The sequence below is a fragment of the Streptomyces sulphureus DSM 40104 genome (assembly GCF_000381025.1).
Lineage (GTDB): Bacteria > Actinomycetota > Actinomycetes > Streptomycetales > Streptomycetaceae > Streptomyces > Streptomyces sulphureus.
This window is the reverse complement of the sequence record NZ_KB905827.1, coordinates 1-25,384: the sequence shown is the minus strand read 5'-3', so window position 1 is coordinate 25,384 and position 25,384 is coordinate 1. Positions and strand designations below refer to the sequence as shown.

The window sequence follows — 25,384 nt, the reverse complement described above, 5'->3', positions numbered from 1 at the left end:
GTCACGGGGTGAGCGCCATCTTGTCGTCGGTCGCTTTCTCTACGGCCTTGTCGCTGAACGCCCACGGAAGCAGCTCGCCCTTCGCCCAGAGCGACGTCTGGTCCGTGTAGTGGTCGTTGTACGCGTGCCCCGAGGCCCCCGTGAGATTGATCCAGCGGGAGTCGTCGAAGTCGTCGAGGTTGACGACCATGCGCATCGACGGGACCCAGGTGACGTCGTAGCCGCCGGCCGCGTTCCACCCCGTGGCGTCGACGGCCGCCTCACCGCCCGAGAGGTTCCACGGGCCGCGGTTGAGCAGCCAGCGGGCGATGCCGGGGCCCTCGGTGCCGATCGTCTGGTTGCGGAGCGTGAGCTGGTGGAGGCGGCCCCAGCTCCAGGTGTCGATGTCCTTGCCGAGCTTGGCCGTGAGCTCCCAGCGGGCGTCCTTCATGGCGTGCCGCAGCAGTTCGTCGCGGTTCTTGTCGCCGGAGCGCAGCTTGGTGTCGCGGGTCTTCCACCAGTCGCTGTCGGGGTCCTTGAGGAGTCGGCGCACGACCTCGAACCAGCGGTCGCCGCCGTCGGGTTGGGCGGAGGCGGCGTCGCGCTTACCGCACTCGCGCACCAGGCGGGCGTTGCCGTCGAGATCGTCGAGCGGTCCCGACTCATCCGACGGTGGGACGTTGAGGCACTCGCCCTTGACGCGGAGCTCCTTGGGGAGCTTGTCGCCGAAGGCGAGCTTGAGGAGGTTCCGCCAGACGGCGTTGAAGTAGGCGGCCGGTGCGGAGTCGGCGTCCTGGGTGTAGTCCCAGCCTTCCAGGAGCTGTTGCGCCTCGCGGACGTACTCGTCGTCGATGTCGAGCTTGAGCAGGTACGGCACGAGGAGCTTGGCGATCTCGGAGCTGTTGTCCATCTGCATGGTCTGCATGTCGCCCATGGAGATCTTGCCGCCGTCCTTGATCTTCGAGTGGATCAAGTCGTTGATGCGCTGGCTGCGGGCGCCGTAGCTCCAGTCGTCCGTGAGGTGGTACGGGTACTCCTTGTCGACGACGGCCTGGTTCGCCGTGACGATGTAGCCGCGCTGGGGGTTGTACTCCCACGGCAGCGCGGACTGCGGGACCGGGTCCTGCTTCCAGCGGTAGCGCGGGTCCCAGCCCGGCGCGGGGTAGCGGCCGTCGCCGGCGCCGCGCACGGGGATGCGGCCGGGTGCCTGGTACCCGATGTTCCCCTTCGTGTCGGCGTAGGTGAGGTTCTGCGAGGGGACGGCGAAGTCGCGTGCCGCCTTGCGGAACTCCTTGAAGTTCGAGGCGCTGTTGAGCTCGAAGACGGCGTCCATCGTGCGCGAGGGTTCGAGCGCCGTCCAGCGCAGCGAGACGGCGTACCCGTCGGCCCGGTCGGGGGCCGCGCTGCGGACGGGGGCCTCGTCGCCGACGCGGCGGATCTCGGTGTCCCGGTCGGAGATGACGGGGCCGTTGTTGGTCTCCCGGACGGTGATCTTCCGGCTCGCTCCGTCGGCGACCTCGATGGTCTCCTCACGGCTGCGGAAGGGGACGCGCTTGCCGTCGTAGAGGTACTTGCCGTCGCTCACCTTCTGCAGGTACAGGTCCGTGACGTCGGCGCCGAGGTTGGTGAAGCCCCAGGAGATGTCCTGGTTGTGGCCGATGACGACGCCCGGCATGCCGGAAAAGGTGAAGCCGGCCGTGTCGAAGGGACAGGAGGCGTCGACCTGGCGGCAGTGCAGACCCATCTGGTACCAGACCGACGGGAGTTGGGGTGACAGGTGCGGGTCGTTGGCGAGGAGCGGCTTGCCCGTCGTGGTGTACTCGCCCGCAACGACCCAGGAGTTGGAGCCGATACCCGTGCCGTTGGGACCGAGCAGGGAGGGGACGGAGTCCAGCTTCTGCGCCACGCCGCCGAGTTGGGTCGCCACGCCGCCCGCTGCGTCCTGCGGGCTCCGCGTACCGGCACGGTTCTCCTGCTGCCCGTCGGACGCATCCGAAGTGCTGAACTCGTCGGTCGCCGGGTTGACCGAACCGCCCTCCACGATCGGCTTGTTGCGGTCGTACGGGTAGGACGGGTAGAGGTCCTCGATCTGCTTCTTCGTCAGCCGGCTCGACATCAGCGCGCGGTCGATCTCGTCCGAGATGTTGCCTCGCAGGTCCCAGGCCATCGCCTTGAGCCAGGCGACCGAATCGATCGGGTCCCAGGGCTCCGGCTCGTAGTCGGTGCCGGTGAGTTCGAGCATGCCGTACTCGACGGAGGCCGCCGAGCCCTTGTGCTCCTTGAGGTAGGCGTTGACGCCGCGCGCGTAGGACTGGAGGTACTTCTTCGTCTTCCCGGAGAGCCGCTGGTACTCCTTCTCCGCCACCTTTCGCCAGCCCAGGGTGCGCAGGAAGGCGTCCGTCTCCACCTGCTCCTCACCGAAGAGTTCGGAGAGCCGCCCGGAGGTGGTGTGCCGTCGTACGTCCATCTCCCAGAAGCGGTCCTGGGCCTGCACATAGCCTTGCGCGAGGAAGAGGTCGTCGGCGGAGTCCGCGTACACCTGCGGGACGCCGTGCGCGTCGCGCTTGACGTCGACCGGTGACGCCAGGCCCTTGACCTTCAACGAGCCCGTCGTCTGCGGGAAGGAGCCCCGGACGGTGTCGACGCTCCAGTACGCTCCGCCGCCGAGGCCCACCAGGAGCAGCAGCACGACTGCGATCACGATCAGACGGGCGCGTCGCGAGGTCTTCTTGGCGGGCATCGCTGTCCTTCGCGGGGCAGGGCGGATCTGGAGCTCGGTTGCCGACGGGGAGTTGTACGGAAGCAACCATAGGCGCAGCCCCGTAGCGCCGACACAGCGAGTCGGCGGCTCACGCCACGCCCACCGATCGGGTGAGCGCAAACCACCCGCATCCGGGCGGAGTTGACGGACGGTCCAGCGCGTCCCCTCCGACCCTACGGCACCCGGCGAGGAGCAAGCAGCCGGTGACTGTGCGACCACTTTCGGTAACGATCGGACGCAGTACGGGAGTTGGCGGCGCATCGACGCCGGAGCGTCCGGGTGGACGTCCGGTTCCCGCTCGCCCGAAGCGAGTCGGTACGCTCGGGCCGTAACCACCAGCACCGACTCTGCCTGGCGCAGGGCTGGCACGACCGCACGGCGGCCACGGTCGAGGGACCAGGTATCTACCCCGGTCATGCGCGAGAGGACAGCTCTCGGCGCGTACCGCGTGCGCGTCACCAGGCAGCGGAGAGGCCAGACCGTGGCATCCCCGGCCGGCACCGGCGAGCAGACCGAGCACCCTGAAGCGGGGCAACGCCCGGGCTACGGGCGGCTCCTGCGCACCAGCGGCGCACGGACCTTCGTGCTCACCGGATACCTCGCGCGGCAGCCCTTCGCGATGCTCGCGATCAGCATCCTCCTACTCGTCCAGCACACCACCGGCTCCTACGGCACGGCCGGCGCCGTCTCCGCCGCCTCCGGTCTCGCCTTCGCGCTCCTCGCCCCGCAGAGCGGCAAGCTCGCGGACCGCTTCGGGCAGCGCGCGGTGCTCGTACCCGGCGTGATGCTGCACGCGGCCGCCGTCTCCGTCCTCGTCACGCTGGCGCTCGCGCAGGCGCCGACGTGGACGCTCTTCGTCGCCGCGGTGCCGACGGGCGGGACGGCGCCGCAGGCGGGGCCGATGGTCCGGGCGCGGTGGGCCGCGAAGCTCGGCGGCTCGCCGCTCGCCTCGACGGCGGCCGCTTTCGAGTCGGTGACCGACGAGTTCACGTTCGTCGTCGGACCGGTGATCGCCACGGCGCTCTGCACCGGCGTCCACCCGGCGGCGGGGCTCGTCGCCGAAGGGGCGGTCACGCTCGTCGGGGGGCTGCTCTTCGCCGCGCAGGGGCGCACGCAGCCGGCGCCCGTACGCTCCCCGCGCACGCAGTCGGGACAGGGCACGCGGTCCGCGCTGGGAGTGCCGGGGACGAGAGTGCTCGCGATCGCCGTGCTCGGCATCGGGATCGTCTTCGGCGGGATGCAGGTCTCGCTGACGGCCTTCACCGAGTCGATCGGACGGCCGGAGGCGAACGGCGTGATGTACGGGGTCTTCGCGGCCGGCAACATGCTCGCCGCGCTCGCCGTCGGCGCCCTCCGCAGCGGGCGCGGGCCGCGGACCAGGCTGCTCACCGCGTACCCACTGCTCGTCCTGGCCACGCTCGCGCTCGCCGCCGCGGCCCAGTGGGGCACGTGGGCCGTACTGCTCGGCGGACTCGGGCTGCTCACCGGGCTCTGCGTGGCGCCGTGCATGATCACCTGCTTCACCCTCACCGAGCTGCTCGTCCCCGCAGGCGTCCGCACCGAGGCGTTCACGTGGCTGACGGGCGCGATCGCGTTCGGTCAGGCGCTGGGTTCGACCGTCGCCGGTCAACTCGCCGACGGCATGGGCGCGAACGGCGGCTTCCTCACGCCGCTCGCCGGCACCGCTCTCGCCCTCGCCGTCCTCGCGGTCTTCCGGGGAGCGCTGGACAGCCCGGCGCGCGAGGCGCTCCCGTCGCGTGGTGTCGGTCACCGCGAAGGTGCCGCGGTGGACTGACGGGCCGGAATACTGCACTATGGAGCGTCGTTAGCACTCAACGAGTACGAGTGCCAGGAGGAAGAACGTGCCGACGTACCAGTACCAGTGCACCGACTGCGGCGAGGGCATCGAGGTGGTGCAGAAGTTCACCGATGACTCGCTGACCGAGTGCCCCGGATGTGAGGGACGCCTGAAGAAGGTCTTCTCCGCCGTCGGCATCGTCTTCAAGGGTTCCGGCTTCTACCGCAACGACAGCCGCAGCTCCTCCAGCAGCTCGGTGGGTTCCGGCTCGGGGTCGAACGGCTCGGAGACGTCGTCCTCGGACTCCTCCGCGAAGAAGTCCGAATCGGACTCCTCGTCCTCCTCCTCGTCCGACTCCTCGAAGTCGTCGAGCTCCTCGGACAGCGGCTCCAGCTCGTCCGGCTCGTCGTCGAACACCAGCAAGGCGAGCAGCACCGCCGCCTGACTGCCCGCCCCTGCACGGGTCTTCGGGTCGGGCAGAGGAGCAGGCGGCTCTAGGGTTGCCGCATGAGTGACCACGCAGAGATCGGTGTCATCGGCGGTTCCGGCTTCTACTCCTTCCTCGAGGACGTGACCGAGGTCGACGTCGACACCCCCTACGGGCGCCCGAGCGACTCCCTCTTCCTCGGCGAGATCGCCGGGCGCCGCGTCGCGTTCCTGCCGCGCCACGGTCGCGGCCACCACCTCCCGCCGAACCGGATCAACTACCGCGCAAACATGTGGGCGCTGCGCTCCGTCGGCGTGCGCCAGGTCCTCGCGCCGTGCGCCGTCGGCGGGCTCCAACCCAAGTACGGCCCCGGCACACTGCTCGTCCCCGACCAGCTCGTGGACCGCACCAAGTCACGCACCCAGACGTTCTTCGACGGCTGCCCCCGCGAGGACGGCGCCGTACCCGAGGTCGTCCACCTCGGCTTCGCCGACCCGTACTGCGAAGCCGGCCGCAACGCCGCGCTCGCTGCCGCGCGGGCGCACGGCTGGGAGGCGGTCGACGGCGGCACCCTCGTCGTCATCGAGGGCCCCAGGTTCTCGACGAGGGCCGAGTCGCGCTGGCACGCGGCGCAGGGCTGGGAGGTGGTCGGGATGACGGGGCACCCTGAGGCGGTCCTCGCGCGCGAACTGGAGCTCTGCTACGCGTCGATGACGCTCGTCACCGACCTCGACGCAGGGGCGGAGGCCGGTGACGGCGTTTCGCAAGAGGAGGTCATGCGCGTCTTCAGCGAGAACGTCGAGCGGCTGCGGCGGGTGCTCTTCGACGCGGTGAAGGAACTTCCAGCGGAGCGCAACTGCCTCTGTACGGCGGCGCTGGCCGGGTTGGAGACGGGGATACTGCTGCCCTGAGGCCGTACCGGGGCGCCGTTCGGGATGGCTCGGGAGCTCGACGTGCCTTCGGGTACGTGGCTCAACGTAGCGTCAGGCAGCGGAAGTTGAGTCGGACGAGTGACGGAGTTCTCCACAGGCCAGGTGTTGTCCACAGGTTCAAGCGGGATTCCGGAGAAGCATGCACGGTGTTCCTCGACGGCCTGACCGTGGCCGCCCCGAGACCTGGTGGTGAAACCCGTGCCCGCAGAACCGCGCGCTCCGCGCACCGACAACCCGCCCAGCGGCGGTGGTCCGTCCCCGGCAGCGCTCGGGGCGGTGCCTTCGTTCGCCCCGATCCGGGTCGAGCAGAGCCGCTTTCGGTTGCGGCGACGGCTCCGGAGGCGCCGGGGCGCGGCGACCGCGGGGCTCGCCGTCGCTGCGGTCGCCGCTGCTGTCGCCGCTGCGGTCGCCCTGGTCCCCGGCCGGGTGGCGCCGAGCGCACCGCCGGGTGCCGCTCGTGCGGACGGCGCCGAAAATTCCTCGGGGCCTGCGGCGCGGGGTGCCCGAAGCCGCACCGAACGCCGGGTCTCAGCACCTGTCCGGTTTCCCGATGCTGAAGCGGTGCGTCTGCTGAAGCCCGGTGATCGGATCGATGTGCTCTCCGTCGGCCGCGGGACCCAGCGTGCTCGGATACTCGCCACATGTGTCCGAGTGGCTGATTTGCCGCGTAATCGAGAGACTGTGCCGGGCGACGGGGCGCTCGCCGTCCTCCGCGTCACGCGGAGCACGGCGGCGGCGTTGGCGAAAGCCCGGGAAACGCGGCTGGCGGTCACGCTGTGCTGAGCATCGTCGGACGCCTGCCCGCCTGCGCGGTGGTGGCGCTGGCGGCGCTTCTCTGCCCCGTCGCGGCACGCCGCACCATCCGGCGTCGCCATTCCCCGTGTGCTCCGGTGGAGCCGCGGGACGAGCAGGGCACAGGCCACGGGAAGAGGCAGGAAGTTGAGCGAGCAGACCCCGCGTGCGAGCGGGCAGGACGAGGAGCAGGGCACGGAAGCCGCGCAGGAGGAGAAGCAGAGCCTTCTCTCCGGCTTCAAGGAGTTCCTGATGCGCGGGAACGTCGTCGAACTGGCTGTTGCAGTCGTCGTCGGCGCCGCGTTCAGCAAGATCGTCGAGGCCGTGGTGCAGGGCTTCATCAACCCGCTGGTGGGCGCCATCGGCACGCGGGACCTCGACGAGTACCGCTCATGCCTCCAGGGCCCCTGCACCTTCGACAAGAGCGGGGAGCTCACCGAGGGCATCGCCATCAGCTGGGGCCCGGTCGTGAGCGCCTCGCTGACGTTCCTGATGACGGCGGCGGTCGTCTACTTCCTCATGATCCTGCCGATGAACAAGTACAAGGCCCACCTGGCCGCCAAGCAGCCCCCGGAGGAGCCCGAGCCGACGGAGGTCGAGCTCCTCAAGGAGATCCGCGACGCACTAGTGCAGCAGCGCGCTTCCTCGACCGCTGCACCCACGACAGGCACGGAGATCCCGCGGCAGCAGCCCGGGACCGATCTGCAGAAGTAGCCAAGCAGCCGTCGGCCGGGCATCGCGCCTACAGGTGGTGGGGAGGCTTCTCGCGGAGGAAGCGGGCGAGATCGTCCTGGTCTCCCCCGCGGTCGTCTCCCCAGCCGGAGTCCGAGTCGTCGGACGAACGGCCGTCGAGCGGATCGTCGAAGACGAGCGCCGCGCGTCGAGCGGTCCGCGGCGGGCGGCCGGCCGGAACCTCGCCCTCGGCGGGGCCGTCGGGCACGGGCTCGGTCGGAGGCTGCGCGCTGGTAGTCACGTCTCCAGCGTACGGCGACGGTGGCGCAGAGCTGTCGTGGTCGGACGACCCGCTGGTATGCATGCTCCATGCAGAACCACGGCGCCCGCGATGCGCTCACCGATGTCCCCGGCCTCCACGTCGGTCACTCCCAACGCACCGACGAGGGCTGGCTCACGGGGACGACCGTGGTACTCGCTCCCGAGGGCGCGGTAGCGGCGGTCGATTCGCGCGGCGGCGGCCCCGGCACGAGGGAGACCGATGCGCTGGAGCCGAGGAACGCCGTCGAGCGGATCAACGCCGTGGTGCTCAGCGGCGGGAGCGCTTTCGGACTCGACGCGGCCTCCGGGGTGGCCGAGTGGCTGGAGGAGCAGGGCCTCGGCGTCCAGGTGGGCCCGGAGCCGGGACAGGTGGTGCCCGTCGTCCCTTCGGCGATCCTTTTCGACCTCGGACGCGGAGGAGGTTGGAGAAACCGCCCGGACCACGCCATGGGCCGTGCGGCAGCCCAAGCAGCAGGAGAGAGCCCGACAGGCGCCCCGGTCGAGCAGGGGTGCGTCGGCGCCGGTACGGGTGCGGTCGCCGGCGGCCTCAAGGGCGGCGTCGGTACGGCCTCCGCCGTGCTGGAGTCCGGAACGACGATCGCCGCGCTCTCGGTGGTGAACGCCGCGGGTTCTCCGATCGACCCGTCGACGGGCGCTCTCTACGGCGAACTCCTCGGCTCCCGGGCGCTCTTCGGCCGGGCTCCGCACTTCCCCCCGGCGGACGAACACGCGGAAGCCGTGATGTTGCTCACCGAGGCCGCCGAAGAAACGTCCCGTCGGACGGGCGGGCCGGTCCGCCCCGTACTCAACACGACACTCGCAGTGGTGGCGACCGACGCCCGTCTCGACAAGGCGCAATCACAGAAACTCGCCGGCGTGGCACACGACGGGATGGCCCGCGCCGTCCGCCCCGTCCACCTCACGTACGACGGGGACGCCGTCTTCGCACTCGCCACCTGTCAACGTCACCTGGAAGACGAGGAGTTCAACACGGTACTGGCCGCGGGAGCCGACGTGCTGACGCGCGCCATGGTGAAGGCGGTCCTCGCAGCCGAAGGGGTGGACGGCCCGGGCGGTGTCTTCCCCGCCTACCGGGACCTCTACGGTCGCTGACCGCCGGCCACGCCCTGAATCCGCCATCGTTCCGCGGAGCACGGCGCGGCCGGCCGCGCTCCGCTCATGCCGGACTGCCCCACGTCACCGTCCCCGGCGTACTGAAGGCAGGCCCGAGTGCCCGGCAGAGCCGGTCGCCCTCCTGGCTACCCTCACCGTATGGCGCCGCAGACGTACTGGAACCACAACGCCGCTTACCACCCCGAGCTCTGCGCCATCGCCGCGGAGCAGGGCGGTCGCGTCCTCGACATCGGCTGCGGCGACGGCCTGCTCATGGAGCGTCTCTCCCCGCACGTCCGCGAGGTCGTCGGTGTCGACGCCGACCCCTGCGCTCTCGAGGTGGCGCGGGAACGGCTCTCGGAGGTGCCCAACTGCCAGGTGGTGCAAGGCGACTTCCTCGAGGCCACCGAGTCCGGAGACGCTCCCTGGCAACCAGGATTCGACACCGTCCTCTGCGTGGCGAGCCTGCACCACATGCCGCTGAGACCCGCCCTCCGCCGCGCAGCCGGACTCCTCGCCCCCGGCGGGCGGCTCTGCGTGGTCGGTCTGGCCGCGCGAAGATCACCGCTCGACGTGCTCGTCGCAGCGCTGTCTGTGCTGCCGATCCGCTTCATGGGTCTCGTGCACCGGGAGGCACGCGATGTCGGCGTCGTCGTCGCGGAGCCGTACGAGTCCCTCGACGAGATCCGTCGCACGGCCGCCGAGCTCCTCCCCGGCTCCCGCGTCAGACGCCGCCTCTACTACCGCTACTCGCTCAACTGGGCGAAGCCGACGGCCACTTCGCGCACCTGACCGCGCCGGCACCTGGCGGAACGGCCACGGCAGAGGTGAGCCCCGGCGCTCGGGGGAGGGCGCCGGGGCTCGTTCAGGGGGCTCGATCGGGCGGTCAGGCCGCCTCGTCGAAGCCGGTGTCGTGGGCCATCTTCTTCAGCTCCAGCAGCGCGTGCTTCTCGATCTGCCGGATGCGCTCACGGGTCAGCCCGTGCTGCTTGCCGACCTCGGTGAGGGTCCGCTCGCGACCGTCCTCCATGCCGTAGCGCGCCTTGATGATCGACGCAGTACGCGGGTCGAGACGGCCGATGAGGTCGTCGAGGCCCTCGCGGCGGAGCACCGTGAGGACCGACTGCTCCGGGGAGACCGCCGAGGTGTCCTCCAGCAGCTCGCCGAACTGCGTCTCGCCCTCGTCGTCCACGGACATGTTGAGGCTCACCGGGTCGCGCGCCCAGTCCAGCACGTCGGTGACGCGCTCCGGCGTGGAGTTGAGTTCCTGCGCCACCTCGGCGGGCTCGGGGTCGCGCCCGTGCTCGCGGTTGAACTCCCGCTGCACGCGCCGGATACGGCCGAGCTCCTCCACGAGGTGCACGGGGAGGCGGATCGTACGCGACTGGTCGGCGATGGAACGCGTGATCGCCTGCCTGATCCACCACGTCGCGTAGGTGGAGAACTTGAAGCCCTTGGAGTAGTCGAACTTCTCAACCGCGCGCACAAGACCGGCGTTGCCCTCCTGGATCAGGTCGAGCAGCGGCAGCCCCGAGCGCGGATAGCGCCGTGCAACGGCGACGACGAGGCGGAGGTTGGACCTGATGAAGACGTCCTTCGCGCGCTCCCCCTCGGCCACGACCCTCTCCAGTTCCTCACGCGAGGCGGTGGCGCTGGGCGAGTCGCCGGCGAGGGGCTCCTCCAGACCATCGAGTATTCGCCGGGCGTAGACGCCGGCCTCGATGGTGAGGGAGAGCTCGACCTCCTTCTCCGCGTCGAGCAGCGGGGTGCGGGCGATCTCGTCCAAGTACATGCCGACCAGGTCGCGGTCCGCGACTTCGCTGCCTGCGGCGCGAACACTGCTTGCCGTGTCAGCAGCACCGGTCGAGGTGGCGTTACGACGGGCGACGGCACGGGTTGCCATGCGTGCTCCCTTGCGAGTGGTCTTCAACTGGCCTGGCGGCTAGCTCGGACACTCCCCGAGTGCCCTCTTGCGATCAGTTCAACGACTGGAATCCGGACAGAATTCCCAACTCACGCAACATTTTCCGGATCATGCAGTACCCTGTGCGGCCACGCTGCCGCCCCGGCTGCAAAACAGCCGGTCGCGGGGCCTCCGGAAAGCCTCGTGCCCTCGGCGGCCGGTCGGGACCGCGGTCGGCTCCCTCTCCCGGCGCACCCGCCTCGGTCTCGCCCGTTGCGCGCCGGCGTGACTGCTTCCGTCAGAGCGGCGCCGGGTCCTTCGGTGCCCGGCGGGCGCTGCGCCCCTCGTCCGCATTGACGACGTACGGCCGCGCATGGTTGCGCCCCCAAGCACATTCCGCTTCGACGGCCCGGTACCCCTCCACGGCTCACCGCCCGAGTCCGGCGCCACGGCCGCGACGTCCCAGCGCGGGAACAGAGCAGATCACAACCCCGGCATGAGCATTCTCCGGTCGGAGTCGGGGAGTTCCCGTCCTCTCTTCTCGAGTGCCACCAGGGCGCCTCCCCACACAGACGACCTCAAACCTCACGCAACCCACCGACGAACCTCAGCCAAAACCAGGCACCTCGACGACGCCCGAGCACACACCCCCAACGGTCGCTACTCACCGTGCCCCCTGCGCGGCGTCTGGCCCCCCACCGCCCCCGCTGCCACGATGTGCTGATCACACGACCTGCGCACTCCCACAACCCCACAGTGAGGAGCGTTCCGTTGCCGCACACCACCCGCAGACAGGTACTCGGCGCCGCCGCCGGAACCGCAGCAGCCCTCGGTATCAACGCAGTTCACGCAGACGCCGCCCCGCCGCCCGCCGCGTCCCGCCGCGCACGACAGCGCGCCGAAGCGCTCGTCAGCCGGATGACGCTGGAGGAGAAGGTCGGGCAGCTCTTCGTCGTCGAGGTGTACGGACAGGCCGCGGACGCCCCGCATGCGAAGAACCGCGAGCTGTACGGCGTCGACACTCCCGCAGACGTCATCAAGGAGTACCGTCCGGGCGGCGTCATCTACTTCGACGCCCGACGCGGCACCGACAACCTGCGCACCCCCCGCCAGACGGCCGCGCTCTCCAACGGCCTCCAACGCGCCGCTCTGCACTCCGGCGCGCGCCTTCCACTGCTCATCGCGACGGATCAGGAGGGCGGCAGCGTCGTCTACCGCATGCCCTCCCCCGCCACCCAACTCCCGGGCAACATGGCGCTCGCCGCCTCCCGTTCGCGCACCGACGCCCGACGCGCAGCGGAGATCACGGCAGCCGAGCTCGCCTCCGTCGGCATCAACCAGGACTACGCGCCCAGCGCGGACGTCAACGTCAACGCCGACAACCCCGTCATCGGCGTCCGCTCCTTCGGCTCCGACCCCGAGCTCTGCTCCCAGCTCGTCACCGCGAGCCTCCGCGGCTTCCACCGCGGCGGCACCGCCTCCGCCGCGAAGCACTTCCCCGGCCACGGCGACACCGACACCGACAGCCACACCGGCCTGCCCGTCATCCACCACTCCCTCGACGAACTCAACGAGATCGACCTCCCCCCGTTCCGCGCAGCCATCGCACAGGGCGTCGACACGGTGCTGTCCGCACACATCGTCGTCCCCGCCCTCGACCCGGCGAAGAGACCGGCCACCATGTCACCCCCGATCATCACCGGACTCCTCCGCGAGAAGCTGGGTTTCCGCGGCGTGATCGCCACCGACGCCCTCGACATGAGCGGAGCGACGGAGGACTTCCCACCCGACATCGCCCCCGTACGCGCCCTCCAGGCCGGCTGCGACCAACTCGTCCTGGCACCGCAGTTGGACACCGCGCGCAAGGCCGTCCTGAAGGCCGTCCGCGACGGAACGATCACGCAAGCCCGCCTCGACGCCTCCGTCGTCCGCCTTGTCGCACACAAGCTGCGGCACGGCCTCTTCCCCCGCCCCTACGTGCAGGAGTCCCGCGCCGAGCGCACGGTCGGCAAGCGCCGTCACCTCCTGGACGGCTCGGCGCTCACCGACCGGACGATCACGCTGGTGAAGAACGACGGCGACGTCCTCCCCCTCCCCGCCGCCCGACGCTCCGTCCTCGTCACCGGCTGGGGCACGGACCAGGTCGACGGCGTCTCAGCAGCGATCGCCGCACGCGCCGACCAGCAAGCCTCCCCCTTGTCGACGGGCTCGGCCCCCGACGCCGACCGCATCGCCGCCTGCGTCCGCGCCTTCGCCGACCACGACGTCGCCCTCGTCCTCACCAACACGGCAGTCGCCTCCGACCGCGGCACCGCCCAGGCCGCCCTCGTCGAGGCCCTGCGCAAGTCGGCCGGCAACCGCCCCGTCATCGTCGCCGCCGTGCAGAACCCTTACGACATCCGCCACTTCCCCAACGCCCCCACCTACCTCACCACCTACTCCCACACCACCCCCTCCCTCGACTCCCTGGTCCGCACCCTCTACGGCGACACCCCACCCACAGGCCGCCTCCCCGTCCCCATCCCCACTCTCGACGACCCCACCCGCACCCTGTTCCCCCACGGCCACGGCCTCCGCTACCCGTAGCCCACCGCGTGCCTGCCGGGCTCCGCCTCACCAACGCTCCCCGCCTACCGGGGAGTTGCCCTGCATTCCGACAACACCTTCCCGCGTTCCCCACCTCCGTCCCCACTCCTGCGAACTCCCCGACGCCCACCTCCCGATCACCCGCTACACTGGCCCGGGCAGCGCGGCACCCCGCCCTGCCCACCGGCCGCAACGGCCACTCCGCCTCCGTAGCTCAGGGGATAGAGCACCGCTCTCCTAAAGCGGGTGTCGCAGGTTCGAATCCTGCCGGGGGCACCAGCACAAAGGCCCCCAACCGATCATGGTTGGGGGCCTTTGACATCCACGCCTGACATCAACGGTGGCGGTCAGCCACGGTCGGGACGCCTCTTCAGCATCCGGTCCATGTGGCTGATGGCCTCCCGCTGGGTGTCCTGCACGACGTGCGTATAGACGTCCATGGTGATGCTGATCTGGCTGTGCCCGAGGATCTCCATGACCACGCGAGGGGCCACCCCGGCGGCGACGAGGAGCGTCGCGCACCCGTGCCGGGCATCGTGCAGCCGGATCACGCGGAGGCCGGCGGACTTGGCGACGCGGGTGAAGGAGCGGTACACGTTGCGTGGTTCGACCGGCCGCCCGGTGCCGGTCGTGAAGACGTACGCGCTGTCCTGCCACTTCTCCCCCGCCTTCCGCTTTGCTGCGGCCTGCCGCATCCGGTGCCAGCGCAGCGGGGCAACGCACATGGCGGGAAGCGGAATGGCACGGCTACGGCGTCCCTTCGGACCGTCGCTGTAGAGCTCTCCGCGTCGCCGCTGGGTCTGCTGCCGCACGTACAGAACGCGGTTCTCCAGGTCGACATCCGACCAGCGGAGTCCGACGATCTCACCCCGCCGGAGCCCCATGGTCACGGCGAGCACGAAGGCCGCGTACAGCGGGTCCTTGCGCGCGGCGCCCAGGAACGTCAGCGTCTCGTCCAGCGTCCACGGACTCAGTTCCCGAGCGGTCACGCGGGGCGGCTCGACGAGGCTGGCGACGTTCCGCGTCAGCAGCTCTTCCCGGCAGGCGGCGGAGAGAGCCGACCGCAGCACGCGGTGCGATTCCTTCGCGGTGGCGGCCGTGGTCTGCTTGTCCAGGCGGGTCAGGAAGCGGCGTACGTCGGCGACGCCCAGGGATTCCAGCCGCTTGGTGCCGATCATGGGAACGAGGTAAAGCCGTACGTGCGCCTCGTATTTGTCGAAGGTGCTGAGCTTCCGACGAGGGCGTACGACGTGCTCGAGCCAGTAGGGCAGCCAGTCAGCGAGCTTTGCCGACCTGGTAGGCACCGGGATGCCCTGGTCTGCCTTGTCCAGCAACTCCCGTCGCTTGGTGTCGCATTCAGCCCGGGTCTTGCCGTACGCGAACTTGCGGGCTCGGGTGCCGTCGGGCTGCATCACGTAGACGGCGGCCTGATAGCGGCCGTCCTTGCGCTTGGTGATCGTGCCCGCGCCGTTGGGGTTCCGCTTGCGCTGCTGAGCCATCAGGCCGCCACCTCCAGCTCGTGCGCGATGAACTCGCGAACGGCACTCTCAGGAATCCGGCGGGAACGGCCGATGGTGATGGAGGCCAACCGGCGGGACCTGATCAAGTCGTAGACAGCGGACCGGCCCAGCTTGAGCCGTCGCATGACCTGGGGAACGGTCAGCAGCTCGTCAGCCATGGTTGGTATCTCCTTCCTGGGCGAGTGAGGCGCTGAGCCATTCCTCGGTCGGGGTGAGGCCGGTGCCGGTGTAGGTCCAGTGATCGAGAACGAGAGTGGTCTCCTCGGTGTCGGCCGGAGCACCGTCCACAGGCTGTAGATCCTTTTCGCCGCGTGCGATGGCGGCCTGGAGACGGCGCCATTCGGCGCGTGCCTGGCGGAGGGCACCGAGGGTGGTGGAGTACCGGCGGGTCTTGGTGGAGAAGTGGCCCCGGAAGCCGAGCATGTGGGCCCAGGCGCGGAGCCTGAGGTGTTCGAGATCCTTGCGGGCGCCGAGCCACCAGGCGGTGCGGATCATGCGTTCGGCATGCGGCGGCAGGTTCATGTGCGCCAGCTCGGCGGCGAACTTCAGCGGGCGGTCGAGGACGCCCGTGGCGGTCTCGGCGCCCTTGGTGGCGTACTTGGCGATGTACGCGGCGACGGCCCGGTCGGTCAGCTCGACTCCGCCGTCGAAGTCGGCGCCCCGGATGGTGCGTACGTCGAGCTGGCAGCCGAAGGCGAAGGAGTGTGCGCGGCCGTCGAGTTCGGGGCCGGCCACCTCTGCCTTGCGGGCAGCGGTATGGATGGCGTCGGTCAGCACCTCGGCGGAGGCCCAGTGCGGGGCCGGGGTGTCTCCGCCGCCGGGGCCGTCGAGGCGGATGACGGCGTGGAAGTGCACGGCGCCGCGCTTCTGGTACTCGGCGACCTTCGCGAAGGAGACGCGAGCGTGGTCCGGGAATGCGCGTTGGGTGAGCCCGGCCCGGCGGGCGATCTCGCGGCGGAGGTAGATGGTGAAGCGGCGCCAGAGCATCCCGGCGTGCGCGTTCCAGAGCACGGCCGCGTCGTAGTCGTAGCGGTCCGGATCCAGGGGCGCCCCGAGCGCCGGATCGTCGTCGGTGTGGCGTCGGCCGCAGCGGCACGGCCGTACCGAACCACCGGGCCCGGTCGGGTGGTTGTGCACCGGGCCGAAGCTCGGCGCGGTGAAGGTCGCGAAGACGCGCGGGTGCGAGGTGACCGTTTCCGGGGTGCCCTTGCCGCCCCGGAGTCCGGCCGTGATCAGGTGGAAGGTGTCGCGGCGGTAGACCTCGGCGCAGGCCGCACAGCGGGTGGCTCGGCGGTTGCCACAGCGGACCAAGAGGTCGCCGGCGGGGAGGTCAGTGGAGTCGAGCCGCCGCAGAGCCGGGCTGATCTCACCGGTATTGGTGTTCAGGGTGTGCTCGGTGCGGTGTCCGGCCAGGCGTACGGGGTGGGTGCAGCCGCCCAGGTTGGAGAGCTGCCGGATAATACCGGGCAGGGCGCCCGTTGAGGCGAGGCTCCCGAGGTCCGCGAGCGGAGCCGGGTTTTGGCGGGTGATGATGGAAGTTCTCCTTACGGCTTCGGTCGTGAAGGGGTGGGCTGCCGGGGCGGCGGATGCTTGGCGGTATCGAGGCCGCCCCGGCAGCCGCGTCAGTGGTGGCGCTGGGGGTTCATGAGGGAGCGCAGGACCACGGCGGCGAAGGCCACGGATATGGCCGTGACGGCGACGGCGGCCAGGAGCGCGGTGACGACGACCCCACTGACGATCACGGCGGTGATGGCCCGGGTGCTGACGTTGGACAGCGACCGGCGGGCAGGGGCGACCGCCGGGACAGCGGGGCCGGCGGTGTGCTGGCAGCCGCAGGCCGACGCCGACGAGTGGTCGTGAATAGCGGGACGTGAAGCCGTCACGCTGGTGATCTGCGCGGGAGTCTGCGGAGCGTCGGGCAGTTGAGGCCGGAAGAGCATGACGATCTCCGTTCAGTCGTGGGTGCCGTTGACGACCTCGACCCCGTTGCGGGTGCCGGAGTCGATGGCGGGGGCGAGGAACGTGTCGGCGAGGTAGAAGCCGAAGAGCGCGATCACGACGACGAGCCAGGTGCGGACGCCGAGGAACTTCACGGCGAGCCAGGCGATGAGGCCGAGGACGACGACGATCGGCAGGTTGACGGTCATGCGGGCGGGGCTCCCTTCAGCGCACCGGGCAGCGGTGCGTACGGGCGGCGAGTTCGGCGGCGGCGCGTGAGTCGTAGTCGGCGGAGAAACCGCAGCGCGGGGCCGTACAGGCGGCGGTGTGCTTCTCCCGGCCCCAGTGGTCGTTGGCGGTGCCGACCTGGACGGGGCCCACACGGGTCACGCGGCGGAAGCGACGGTTGAGCGGCATCAGCAGTCCTCCAGTCGCAGCGAGCGGCCGGGGAAGTCGCGCAGGATGCGGGCCGCTTCGGCGGGGTCCGAGACCGACGCGGCAGCTTCCTCGGCGAGCAGGCGGGCCAAGGTCGGACGACCTGTTGCAGCCATCTCGTATGCCGCGTCGAGGAAGTCGAAGCGGTCCGGTGTGTCTCCGGGCATGGCAGATCTCCTTCGGTGTCAGGCGAGTTGGGCGGTGAGCTGGTCGGCCATGGGCGCCGGGACTCCGAGGCGGGTGCGGAGGGTGTCGGCGTCGATGGGCGAGCCGGTACGGGTCTGGTGGTCGTCGGCGACCTTGCGGGCATGCGCGACGAGCGCGGCAGGTACGGGCGGTGCCGCAGGAGCGGGCTCCCGCTCTGTCGCGGGTTCAGGCTCGGGAGCGGGCAGAGGCTCAGGCTCCGCGACCGGCGCGGGTACAACCGGGGCGGGCTCTGGCTCGGAGGCCGGAGGCTCGGCAGCAGGCTTCAACGGCGCCGATTGGCCCGCAGGTTGCCGCGCACCGCGTTCCTCCCTGGCGGCGTGCGCCAGCAGAGTCCCGCCGAGGAAGGCGAGCGCCGGCCAGCCCGCAACGAGAATCCGGAGCCAGTCGGGCACATCGTTCAGGTCGAGAAGGCCGGCGGTGGCGATGTTGGCACCGAGCGAGGCGGCCAGGGCGACGAGGAACCAGCACCAGGCCGCGGACTTCTCCTGTCCCGACCGAAGCCGGTGCCAAGCGGCGACCAACAGCAGGTCGACGGAGACCGGGTAGGCCCACGCCTTCCAGCCGTCCTGTCCGGCGGCCGATGCCAGGTCGTGCAGGTGGGCGAAGGACAGCGCGGCAGCGATGACCGCCTGTACGAGTACGGCGTCGACGCGGGCGAGGTAGCTACGCACGCGGCGCCTCCTTCCGGATTCAGGCATGGGCGGGGTAGGGACTCGGCGCGAGGCGGTCACGCCAACTGGGTTGGGGAGGAGGTCAGTCGGCCACGGGCCGGGGCTTCACGAGCGAAGCCGGGCGCTCGACAGGCTCGGCCGGGACGACGGGCCGGAAGGGCGTGAGCGCGGGCACGTCGGGCACCAGGTGGGCGTGTTCCTGGCAGACGGCGGAGGCGTCGGCCAGCGAGAGGTACGGCGTACGGACGCGAGTCCAGCCGCCGGAGGTGTCTCCGGCGACGGCGAGGCCGGGCCGTTCGGGGGCGATGGCGCACGCGGCACCGACCGCTTCCGGAGCGATGTCACCGAGCGCCATCTTGGCGGAGGCTTCATCGTTCACGCGGTGGCAGACGCGGCCGGAGAGCTGGGACCGGAGCATGGTCGCGCCCTTGCCGAGTTCAGCCCCGAAGCGCTGGCCGCAGACTTCCAGGTAGATGCCGGCAGCGCGGCCGAGCTGGGCGAGCCGGATGAGCTGGGTGACCATCTCGTCCCGCCGTTCCTCGTCCTTCCGCGTCGTGACGAGGAAGAGTTCGGCCACCTCGTCCACGAACAGCACCACCGGCACCGGTCGTTCGCTCTCCGGCAGCCCCCACACATCGGACGTGATCTCTTCGTCCGGCGTGCTCGGGGCGATCCCCTGGCGGGCTTTGATCAGGTCGTAGCGCGACTCCATCAGGTCCACCAGCGCCGGCAGCAGCTCTGACGCCTGTTCCGGGTCGGTTGCCAGCGCGGACAACCGCGAAGCAAACGGCGCCAGTTCCACACCCCGCTTGCAGTCGATCCCGACCAGCGCGACGGGCTGACGCGCGAGCCCGGTGATTAGGTGCCGCAGGTACATAGACTTGCCCGAAAGCGTGGCGCCCAGAGTCAGTTGGTGGGGGATCGCCCGGTAGTCCCGTACGGAGGCCGTGGCGTCCTCCCGGAGCGCGACCGGTATCCGCAGGAAGCCGCCACCGGCCTTGCGCGGCATCCGCACCCGCGACAGCACGTCGAAGCCGACGAGCCGCAGTTCGACCACGCCGGGCTTCACGTCCTGCACGTACACGGAGTGAACTCCCCAGGCGTGCCGCAGCCGTTCAGCCGCAGCCGCCACGTCCTCGGGCTCCTGGCCCGGTGCGAGCCGGAGCCTCAGCCACAGACCGGTCGAGGTGGGCCGCATCAGCCCACGGCGAGGCGGCACCGGACGAATCTCCCGCCGAGTCGTGGCCCGAGTGGCCAGCACACGCAGCCGGGACGGCTGCACCGTCAGCCCGCACGAGTCCATGACCGACCCGTACGAGCCGAGTATCCGGGCCACCGAGACCGGCAGGCCGACCGTGGACCAGTAGGCCGCCGGGTGCCGGGCCCGGAGGTAGGCGGCCCCGCCACCACATGCGGCGATGGGACCACCCACCTCCATCAGCGTCGTCAGCTCGGACATGCGGTCAGGCCCCCACACCGGCCGAAACGGCGCCCGGGACGACGGCTGTTGCCCGGTAGGCGATGCCGTGCCGCTGCTGGCCGTTGAACACCGACTCCCAGGGACGGGCGATCAGCCCCGGCAGGGAGATGGAGGCGCCGAGCGTCAGCCCCTCGGCCACCCCGCTCTCCGGAACGGTCACGTGGATCAGCGAGGACTCCCCCTCGTCGATGTAGACCACGCCGACCTTCATCAGCGACTCGCCGCTGACGGCGTCCTTGGCGACCTCGCCGGTCTGCCGATCGCGCACCTTCGGTTCCGGGGCCTCGGTGAGCAGGACGGTCGCGTTCGAGGTCTCGATACGGATCGTTCGCAAGGTCACTTCTCCTTCTTCGTATGCCGTCGCCCGGCGGCGATCGACACCTAGTCGTCTAGATGAGTTCCACCAGAACAGTCCGCTCGGGCGGAATGAGAACCACTGTGACACACAGCTTGCCCACTCGTCTATACGAGTATGCCCATCGGCGTGTACGAGTTCGGGAGAAGCGCACCCACCAGCCCATTGACCAGCAACGACGATCAGTTGGCGGGAAGTTGATACGCCAGTACGTACGCGTCGGCGGCCATCACCGTGTCGCAGACCTCCACCGCACGGCCCTCGGAGTCGTACGCGGTCCGCACCAGATGGATGACGGGCACACCAGCAGCCAGCCGCAGCATCTTGGTCTCCTCCTGCGAGGGCATGCGCGCCTGCACCTCCTCGTCGAAGTGGTCCAGGTGGCGCCCGAGCTCTTCCAGCCGGGCGTAGATGCCACCGGGCCCCGGGTTCGGCTCGGCGATCTGCGTACCGCGCGCGAGGTCCAACGGCAGGTACGACGTGGCGAACTCGACCGGCCGGCCGTCCAGCAGATACCGCCGACGGCGCGAGAGAACCTTGCGCACCGATCCGAGCCGGGCAGAGATGTCCTGCGAGGCCCGCTCTTCCTTCACTTCCAGGCTGTCGACCTCGGGACGGCTCCCCGCGGCTTCTGCCTCCACGGTGAAAGCCGCCTTCCCCTGCTCGCGGTGCCGCCGGGCGAAGCGGTCGGAGGCCAGCCGTCGCACCGGAGGCCGAGGCCGTACGAAAACGCCCTTGCCGTGCTCGGACGAGACGAGTCCTTCGCCCTGGAGCTGAGAGATCGAATTCCGCACGGTCATCCGCGAGACCCCGAAGTGCTCCACGAGCTCAGCCTCGGACGGCAGCTTGGCGCCCTCCTTGAAGCGCCCCTTGTCGATCGCTTCGCGGATCTGGTCGGCGATCTGCCGGAAGACCGCGCGGTCGCTGGTCGGGTCGAGCGCTCCGAGTAGACCGGAGGGAAGAGCCGCCATGCTGTACTCCTTCACATATCTAGACGAGAGGCTGAGTTACGTTGCTACGGTGGAGAAGCCTAGTCAGCTGAGAGGACAGAGGAACGTGAGCACTGCTGAACGCCCCCACTCCGTGAGCGTCGCTGGGGTCATCGTCGACGACCACGGCCGGGCCCTGCTGATCCAGCGCAGGGACAACGGCAGGTGGGAGCCGCCGGGCGGCGTCCTCGAACCGGGCGAGACCATCCCGGACGCTCTTCAGCGCGAGGTCCTGGAAGAGACCGGCTACAAGATCTTCCTCCCCGCCACTCTGACCGGCGTCTACAAGAACATGACCGGCCTGATCGTCTCGCTCGTCTTCCGCTGCGAGGCGATCGACGGTTCCGCGACGACTGGCGACGAGACGTACGCCCTGCACTGGGCGACCCGCGATGAAGTCTCCGAACTGGCCGACGAGGCATACACAATCCGCGTCCTGGACGCGCTCGACGCAGCATCCCCGCCGGCCGTGCGTGCGCACGACGGCGTGAAACTCGTCTAGCTCACAACTACTACCCATAGCGGCCACCAGCACAAAGGAACTTGTATGCACGAGTATACGAGCACAGTGCGGATCTGGGAACTCTCCTGTCCAGGTCTTCGGGAAGAGATCGGACGCGCCCGCCGCTGGACGCACGACATCCTCAGCGACAGCCCGTGCGCCGACGACGCAGCGCTGATCGTGACGGAGCTGGGCACGAACGCCCTACTGCACAGCGCGAGCGGGAACGGCACGGGTGTCGTCCGCATCCACCTGCGGCGTACGGTCGATTCGGTCGCTGTCTCGGTCCGGGACTCCGGAGGCCGGCAGTCGATCCCGCACACCGAGGAACCCGACGAAGACGAGATCCACGGACGGGGCCTCGGCCTGGTGGCCGCTCTTGCCGACCACCTGGAAGTCCGCGGCGACAGCACCCACGGCTACACGGTCACCGCCGAGCTGCGACAGGAGACGCCGGCCGAACACCCGCATCCGGACGAGCACTTTCCCGCGCAGACCCACGCACCATGACTCCACCCAGCCACCGCAGCTTCAAGCCGAGGTCCGGCTACTGGTGCGAGTGCGTCTCCATCACGGATCCGGAGATAAACGCGACACCGTTCCGCGCGCACTTCGACGCCGAGGACGCGGCCCAGGCCGTGCGCTGGGTACGGGTCACACTGCGAACGATCGTGGCAGCGCTGGAAGGTGAGCCGTTCGACCGGGCATGGCAGTGGATCACGCGCGACTACAGGACCGCCCTGGACGAGCTACAGGCCGGAGGCTCCTATGCCCTCACGCTCCACGCCAGGCCGCCGAGCTCACATGGACCGCGCGCCCGGTACTCTTCCTGCCCCTGGTACACCGCCAAGCCGGACCGCTACCCGCATGCACGGAGTGGTTCTCAACGGCCCAACTGCCAGCCCTGGGGCGTGAGTAACAACTTTCTCTACGAGTTCAAGGCGGTCCGCTCACGCGGACCGCAACGGTGTGGGGCTCGACCGGGCCTGCGCTCCTGTCTTCGCCCCGCTCCGGCCCGGCCGATCCCCACACCGCACCGAGCAGACAGCAGCCTCACGGCGATGACGAGCACATGTGGTGGCCCGGTTGTGGGGTGTCTTGCGTACTCTGTCTGAAGAGTTCCCCAGCATTGTGGGGATGACCCCCTGCCAGCGGAGTCTCAGTGCGGGGCGGACAAGTTGCTCCCCGCACCATGCGGGGATGGAGAGTTGGGTTACTGACGCCAAGTGCGGCGTCAGTAACCCAACCTGCCAGCGGACTCTTCCTGCGGTGCAGCAGGTCAGCAGCAGTGCCGCTGACCTGCGCATTTCTGATGCCAGTAGAGGTTTTTGGCGTTGAACTCAGCTATATTGGTGGAGCCGCGCACGTTGCACATTCGCGTTCAGCGATGCATCTTGCCCGGCCCAACTGCGCGCAGAAGGGCCTGGCCACGGTTGCAGCCGTGACCAGGCCCAAGCGTGTAAGGCGCATAGCGGGTCCGGCCGACCTGGTCACGGTCGGACCCGCTCGCGCAGATCAGACCTCGTCGGCTACCGCATGCTCGCTATCGAGCTAGCGCCTCCACACATCCAGCAATTGCCGTCAGCGCAGTGAGTACAGCGAGGGTCAGTCGGAGTCTCGGAGAGTCCCCGGGCCCCTCACCTTCCACCCTGTCAGGCAGTCGCTCCTCTGGCATGTCGTGCCTTCCCGTCTCATAGGTGTCCCGCTCCTGCAGAGCGGACTCCAGTGGGGTACCCACTGGAGAATGTGAGTGACGGTCAGTCAGACTCCGAGAGCATATCGCTAGTGACACCTCGGTAGAGGCAGAATCCATCCTCGAAGCTCGGCCAAAGCGATCTATAGCGCGCCTCAGATGCGGTGACGCAGAGCGGAACCAGCCAAAGGTTCGCCCCGAAGGTCTCGGGGGACGCCCTGGTTGCTCCGACAGACGGACAGCGTGGGGGAGGCCGGTGGCCGGTGCGGCAGCCCACGCGCGCCTGATCGTTTGGGGCTCCCGCCGTTGTGGCGAGCTGTCTGTGGCTGAGGTCCAGACGGAGCCGCATCGGTACAGCAGCGAAGTACAGCAACTGCCTCAACCACAAGCGGCCCGTATCGGCCGCAGGAGGTCCATCCCAGGCTTCACCCCCGGCCCCAAGTCCGCAACGAGAGGGTCAGGTGCGGCACTTGGAGGGAGCCGGTGAGGTTTGCGCCCCCGCCGCCCCGTTGCATCGGGCGTGCGCCTCCCTCCAAGGCCGGTCACGCGCCAGCCTGAACCGAGTTGGACGTTGAAGTTCAGGGGGTGGTGCGTCGTGGGCACGCAGTCGAAGTGCGGGGCGACGACAGCGAAGGGGACTCGTTGCCAGAACTTGGCCATGGTGGGTGCGTCGCGGTGCCACAAGCACCGGGGCGACTGGTCGTCATACACCATCGAGAGACGCAAGGCGAACGCGCGCAAGCGCCGTAAGAAGTGAGCCCAGGCGTAGGGCAGTTGACATCCATCGCTGACATCAACGGCGGCGGACGGCAGCAAATATCGGCGGTCCACCCCGTACGTTGCCGTGCCAGTCCCGCAAGCACGACCAGACCGGCGGGCACAGCCCGATCGAACTCCTAAAGCGGGTGTCGCAGGTTCGAATCCTGCCGGGGGCACAGCAGGAAACAGCAGGTGAGAACGCCAAGAAGGGCCCCAGCAAACACGCTGGGGCCCTTCTTGATCGCCCACACGCCTCATCACCGGGGCGCTGAGACCAGTGGTGGGATCTCCTAGGACAGAAGATGCCCCGTCCGCGCCCCCCCGGGGCAGCACGCGGAGGGGCAGGGGCCGCTCGAACCCGGGATGACCAGTCTCCGAGCGCGAGCGGCAGCTAGGCAGAAGCGTGCACCACCACGGGCGGCCATCGCTTCCGGCAAATCACGGTCACAAGCCCACACGTTCGATGAGATGGTCGAGCCGGTCATCGAACACCTGGTGGCCATCCGACGTGATCGACGCGAGGGCGACCATGCTCGTCACGATCACATCGCACAACTCTTTCTCCACGTCGTCCCACGTGTGGCTGGAGCCTTTGCGGGGGTTCGCGGCGAGCGCGCCGTGCAGCGCCTCCGCTACCTCCCCGTACTCCTCGCCGATCTTGAGGACTCGGAGGAGTCGCCGGTCCTGCTCGGCTGCCGGGGCGGCCTCGTCATCGAGCCACTGGCGGAGCTTGTCGATCGAGGTCCAGGTGTTCGCGTCCACGAGTCTCCTTCGTTGTCGGGTCACAACAGTGCGAGGGCCGGTTCGTCCGCTTGCGGCTCGGTCACAGCAAGCGGCACGGTCGGTGCGGCACCGAGCCCCACCGTGAGTGGGGAATGGTCCGTCAGCCGGGCCCAGCCGGTCCGCGGCGCATGGACGTAGGAGCAGTCGGTCAGCTCGGCGGCCAGGGGCGCGGACACGTGCGCGTGGTCGTACCGGTAGCCGTCCCGGGTGCGGCCGACCCAGGAGTATTCGAGGGCATCGGGATGCAGGGCACGGAATGCGTCGCGGTACCCGGACGCCGCGCACGACCCGTAGAAGCGGTACTCGAACGGCTTGAAGAACCGGTACGTCGGGTGTGGTTGGCCTCCAGGACGTTGTAGTCCCCGATGACCAGGCGCGGTCCGCCACGGCCTTCCGGGATGCGTTCCCGGCACTCTTCGAGGAACTGCGTCTTGCGAACTGTCTTCTTCGGCCCGGCGTCCCGCGACGGTACGTACAGGCCGATAATCTCCAGCGGGCCACGGTCCGTTGCGACCGTTACGGCGACGGCCCGGTGCGGCAGGTACGAGACGATCGGCCAACTGTCCACCGTGGCGAGGCGGCTGACGATCATCACGCCGCGCTCGCCCCGCCGCGGGCGCGGCATCGGGGCCGCGGCGACGGTGCGGTAGATGTGCTCGGCGTCGTCGCTCGGATCGGTGTCGGTATCGGACATGGGTCCCCGCCTCGTTGGGTGTGTGGTGTGGTGCTCCGCCGCGTCGATGTCTTAGAGGCCGACGCGGCGGAGCC

25 protein-coding genes and 1 tRNA gene are annotated in these 25,384 nt (G+C 69.7%); 10 read left to right on the top strand and 16 right to left on the bottom strand.

Annotated elements, in window-relative coordinates; all coding sequences use genetic code 11:
• Position 1 precedes the first annotated feature (1 nt).
• On the bottom strand, positions 2 to 2,719 hold the full coding sequence (locus F603_RS0128500) for a penicillin acylase family protein (RefSeq protein ID WP_019549340.1): 2,718 nt from the start codon (positions 2,717 to 2,719) through the stop codon (positions 2 to 4).
• Positions 2,720 to 3,155: 436 nt separating this feature from the next.
• On the opposite strand from F603_RS0128500, the gene F603_RS0128495 reads away from it, so the two are divergent.
• The 4 genes from F603_RS0128495 (at position 3,156) to mscL (ending at position 7,403) form a co-directional block, all read left to right on the top strand.
• Positions 3,156 to 4,535, top strand: coding sequence for an MFS transporter (locus F603_RS0128495; RefSeq protein ID WP_019549339.1), 1,380 nt, complete (start codon positions 3,156 to 3,158; stop codon positions 4,533 to 4,535).
• Positions 4,536 to 4,653: 118 nt separating this feature from the next.
• Positions 4,654 to 4,983 (top strand): FmdB family zinc ribbon protein, encoded by a 330-nt coding sequence (locus tag F603_RS34450; RefSeq protein ID WP_245600930.1) that lies wholly within the window; start codon positions 4,654 to 4,656, stop codon positions 4,981 to 4,983.
• Positions 4,984 to 5,045: 62 nt separating this feature from the next.
• Positions 5,046 to 5,876: an S-methyl-5'-thioadenosine phosphorylase gene (locus F603_RS0128485; protein WP_019549337.1), complete on the top strand. Its 831-nt coding sequence runs from the start codon at positions 5,046 to 5,048 to the stop codon at positions 5,874 to 5,876.
• A gap of 960 nt (positions 5,877 to 6,836) precedes the next feature.
• A complete protein-coding gene (gene mscL / locus F603_RS0128475) occupies positions 6,837 to 7,403 on the top strand; it encodes a large conductance mechanosensitive channel protein MscL (RefSeq protein ID WP_019549336.1) in 567 nt (188 codons plus the stop codon).
• Positions 7,404 to 7,431: 28 nt separating this feature from the next.
• Here mscL and F603_RS0128470 read toward each other — a convergent pair whose 3' ends face one another.
• Positions 7,432 to 7,629 (bottom strand): hypothetical protein, encoded by a 198-nt coding sequence (locus tag F603_RS0128470; protein ID WP_019549335.1) that lies wholly within the window; start codon positions 7,627 to 7,629, stop codon positions 7,432 to 7,434.
• Positions 7,630 to 7,730: 101 nt separating this feature from the next.
• On the opposite strand from F603_RS0128470, the gene F603_RS0128465 reads away from it, so the two are divergent.
• Entirely contained in the window at positions 7,731 to 8,795 is a 1,065-nt protein-coding gene (locus tag F603_RS0128465; RefSeq protein ID WP_019549334.1) for a P1 family peptidase, read from the top strand.
• A gap of 159 nt (positions 8,796 to 8,954) precedes the next feature.
• A complete protein-coding gene (locus tag F603_RS0128460) occupies positions 8,955 to 9,587 on the top strand; it encodes a class I SAM-dependent methyltransferase (RefSeq protein WP_019549333.1) in 633 nt (210 codons plus the stop codon).
• 94 nt (positions 9,588 to 9,681) lie between these two features.
• Here the strand turns inward: F603_RS0128460 and F603_RS0128455 are convergent, their stop codons facing one another.
• Complete coding sequence (locus F603_RS0128455) at positions 9,682 to 10,698, bottom strand: sigma-70 family RNA polymerase sigma factor (RefSeq protein WP_019549332.1); 1,017 nt, start codon at positions 10,696 to 10,698, stop codon at positions 9,682 to 9,684.
• 771 nt (positions 10,699 to 11,469) lie between these two features.
• Between F603_RS0128455 and F603_RS0128450 the strand changes: the two genes are divergently transcribed.
• Both F603_RS0128450 and F603_RS0128445 read left to right on the top strand, forming a co-directional pair.
• On the top strand, positions 11,470 to 13,284 hold the full coding sequence (locus F603_RS0128450) for a glycoside hydrolase family 3 protein (RefSeq protein WP_019549331.1): 1,815 nt from the start codon (positions 11,470 to 11,472) through the stop codon (positions 13,282 to 13,284).
• A 203-nt stretch (positions 13,285 to 13,487) separates the two neighbouring features.
• Positions 13,488 to 13,563, top strand: a tRNA-Arg gene (locus F603_RS0128445).
• A 68-nt stretch (positions 13,564 to 13,631) separates the two neighbouring features.
• Here the strand turns inward: F603_RS0128445 and F603_RS0128440 are convergent.
• The 11 genes from F603_RS0128440 to F603_RS0128390 all read right to left on the bottom strand — a co-directional run bounded on the left by F603_RS0128440 (position 13,632) and on the right by F603_RS0128390 (position 20,861).
• The gene (locus F603_RS0128440) at positions 13,632 to 14,783 is read right to left on the bottom strand and encodes a tyrosine-type recombinase/integrase (protein ID WP_019549330.1); all 1,152 of its coding nucleotides are present in this window, start codon (positions 14,781 to 14,783) and stop codon (positions 13,632 to 13,634) included.
• Positions 14,783 to 14,962 carry a helix-turn-helix domain-containing protein gene (locus F603_RS0128435; RefSeq protein ID WP_019549329.1) on the bottom strand — a complete coding sequence of 60 codons (180 nt, stop codon included), beginning with the start codon at positions 14,960 to 14,962 and terminating at the stop codon, positions 14,783 to 14,785. Before F603_RS0128435 ends, F603_RS0128440 begins: the two co-directional genes overlap by 1 nt.
• Positions 14,955 to 16,274: a replication initiator gene (locus F603_RS33140; RefSeq protein ID WP_037957304.1), complete on the bottom strand. Its 1,320-nt coding sequence runs from the start codon at positions 16,272 to 16,274 to the stop codon at positions 14,955 to 14,957. The genes F603_RS0128435 and F603_RS33140 overlap by 8 nt, the downstream gene beginning before the upstream one ends.
• Before the next feature lie 152 nt (positions 16,275 to 16,426).
• Positions 16,427 to 16,744 carry a hypothetical protein gene (locus F603_RS0128425; RefSeq protein ID WP_019549327.1) on the bottom strand — a complete coding sequence of 106 codons (318 nt, stop codon included), beginning with the start codon at positions 16,742 to 16,744 and terminating at the stop codon, positions 16,427 to 16,429.
• Positions 16,745 to 16,756: 12 nt separating this feature from the next.
• On the bottom strand, positions 16,757 to 16,951 hold the full coding sequence (locus F603_RS0128420) for a hypothetical protein (RefSeq protein ID WP_019549326.1): 195 nt from the start codon (positions 16,949 to 16,951) through the stop codon (positions 16,757 to 16,759).
• Between the two features lie 16 nt (positions 16,952 to 16,967).
• Positions 16,968 to 17,159 (bottom strand): mobile element transfer protein, encoded by a 192-nt coding sequence (locus F603_RS0128415; RefSeq protein WP_019549325.1) that lies wholly within the window; start codon positions 17,157 to 17,159, stop codon positions 16,968 to 16,970.
• Positions 17,159 to 17,344, bottom strand: a complete 186-nt coding sequence (locus F603_RS0128410; RefSeq protein ID WP_019549324.1) for a hypothetical protein — start codon at positions 17,342 to 17,344, stop codon at positions 17,159 to 17,161. The genes F603_RS0128415 and F603_RS0128410 overlap by 1 nt, the downstream gene beginning before the upstream one ends.
• Positions 17,345 to 17,362: 18 nt before the next feature.
• Positions 17,363 to 18,055, bottom strand: a complete 693-nt coding sequence (locus F603_RS0128405; RefSeq protein WP_019549323.1) for a DUF2637 domain-containing protein — start codon at positions 18,053 to 18,055, stop codon at positions 17,363 to 17,365.
• Positions 18,056 to 18,137: 82 nt separating this feature from the next.
• Positions 18,138 to 19,514, bottom strand: coding sequence for an FtsK/SpoIIIE domain-containing protein (locus F603_RS0128400; protein ID WP_026328795.1), 1,377 nt, complete (start codon positions 19,512 to 19,514; stop codon positions 18,138 to 18,140).
• Positions 19,515 to 19,518: 4 nt separating this feature from the next.
• Positions 19,519 to 19,869: an SCO3933 family regulatory protein gene (locus F603_RS0128395; RefSeq protein WP_026328794.1), complete on the bottom strand. Its 351-nt coding sequence runs from the start codon at positions 19,867 to 19,869 to the stop codon at positions 19,519 to 19,521.
• 203 nt (positions 19,870 to 20,072) lie between these two features.
• A complete protein-coding gene (locus tag F603_RS0128390; RefSeq protein WP_019549319.1) occupies positions 20,073 to 20,861 on the bottom strand; it encodes a GntR family transcriptional regulator in 789 nt (262 codons plus the stop codon).
• 112 nt (positions 20,862 to 20,973) lie between these two features.
• On the opposite strand from F603_RS0128390, the gene F603_RS0128385 reads away from it, so the two are divergent.
• Together F603_RS0128385 and F603_RS0128380 are read left to right on the top strand one after the other, a co-directional pair.
• On the top strand, positions 20,974 to 21,381 hold the full coding sequence (locus F603_RS0128385; protein ID WP_019549318.1) for an NUDIX hydrolase: 408 nt from the start codon (positions 20,974 to 20,976) through the stop codon (positions 21,379 to 21,381).
• Positions 21,382 to 21,426: 45 nt separating this feature from the next.
• Complete coding sequence (locus F603_RS0128380) at positions 21,427 to 21,891, top strand: ATP-binding protein (RefSeq protein ID WP_019549317.1); 465 nt, start codon at positions 21,427 to 21,429, stop codon at positions 21,889 to 21,891.
• Between the two features lie 2,386 nt (positions 21,892 to 24,277).
• On the opposite strand, the gene F603_RS0128375 is transcribed toward F603_RS0128380, so the two are convergent.
• On the bottom strand, positions 24,278 to 24,595 hold the full coding sequence (locus F603_RS0128375) for a MazG-like family protein (protein ID WP_019549316.1): 318 nt from the start codon (positions 24,593 to 24,595) through the stop codon (positions 24,278 to 24,280).
• 169 nt (positions 24,596 to 24,764) lie between these two features.
• Positions 24,765 to 25,310, bottom strand: a complete 546-nt coding sequence (locus tag F603_RS33135; RefSeq protein WP_019549314.1) for a hypothetical protein — start codon at positions 25,308 to 25,310, stop codon at positions 24,765 to 24,767.
• Positions 25,311 to 25,384 lie beyond the last annotated feature (74 nt).

What these genes read in the sequence shown, in the direction of transcription:
- F603_RS33135 (WP_019549314.1), bottom strand. Translation starts at nt 25,310, where the DNA reads ATGTCCGATACCGACACCGATCCGAGCGACGACGCCGAGCACATCTAC.
- F603_RS0128390 (WP_019549319.1), bottom strand. Translation starts at nt 20,861, where the DNA reads ATGGCGGCTCTTCCCTCCGGTCTACTCGGAGCGCTCGACCCGACCAGC.
- F603_RS0128410 (WP_019549324.1), bottom strand. Translation starts at nt 17,344, where the DNA reads ATGCCCGGAGACACACCGGACCGCTTCGACTTCCTCGACGCGGCATAC.
- F603_RS0128400 (WP_026328795.1), bottom strand. Translation starts at nt 19,514, where the DNA reads ATGTCCGAGCTGACGACGCTGATGGAGGTGGGTGGTCCCATCGCCGCA.
- F603_RS0128420 (WP_019549326.1), bottom strand. Translation starts at nt 16,951, where the DNA reads ATGACCGTCAACCTGCCGATCGTCGTCGTCCTCGGCCTCATCGCCTGG.
- F603_RS0128425 (WP_019549327.1), bottom strand. Translation starts at nt 16,744, where the DNA reads ATGCTCTTCCGGCCTCAACTGCCCGACGCTCCGCAGACTCCCGCGCAG.
- F603_RS0128455 (WP_019549332.1), bottom strand. Translation starts at nt 10,698, where the DNA reads ATGGCAACCCGTGCCGTCGCCCGTCGTAACGCCACCTCGACCGGTGCT.
- F603_RS0128380 (WP_019549317.1), top strand. Translation starts at nt 21,427, where the DNA reads ATGCACGAGTATACGAGCACAGTGCGGATCTGGGAACTCTCCTGTCCA.
- F603_RS0128460 (WP_019549333.1), top strand. Translation starts at nt 8,955, where the DNA reads ATGGCGCCGCAGACGTACTGGAACCACAACGCCGCTTACCACCCCGAG.
- F603_RS0128415 (WP_019549325.1), bottom strand. Translation starts at nt 17,159, where the DNA reads ATGCCGCTCAACCGTCGCTTCCGCCGCGTGACCCGTGTGGGCCCCGTC.
- F603_RS0128435 (WP_019549329.1), bottom strand. Translation starts at nt 14,962, where the DNA reads ATGGCTGACGAGCTGCTGACCGTTCCCCAGGTCATGCGACGGCTCAAG.
- F603_RS0128440 (WP_019549330.1), bottom strand. Translation starts at nt 14,783, where the DNA reads ATGGCTCAGCAGCGCAAGCGGAACCCCAACGGCGCGGGCACGATCACC.
- F603_RS0128485 (WP_019549337.1), top strand. Translation starts at nt 5,046, where the DNA reads ATGAGTGACCACGCAGAGATCGGTGTCATCGGCGGTTCCGGCTTCTAC.
- F603_RS0128500 (WP_019549340.1), bottom strand. Translation starts at nt 2,719, where the DNA reads ATGCCCGCCAAGAAGACCTCGCGACGCGCCCGTCTGATCGTGATCGCA.
- F603_RS0128495 (WP_019549339.1), top strand. Translation starts at nt 3,156, where the DNA reads ATGCGCGAGAGGACAGCTCTCGGCGCGTACCGCGTGCGCGTCACCAGG.
- F603_RS0128465 (WP_019549334.1), top strand. Translation starts at nt 7,731, where the DNA reads ATGCAGAACCACGGCGCCCGCGATGCGCTCACCGATGTCCCCGGCCTC.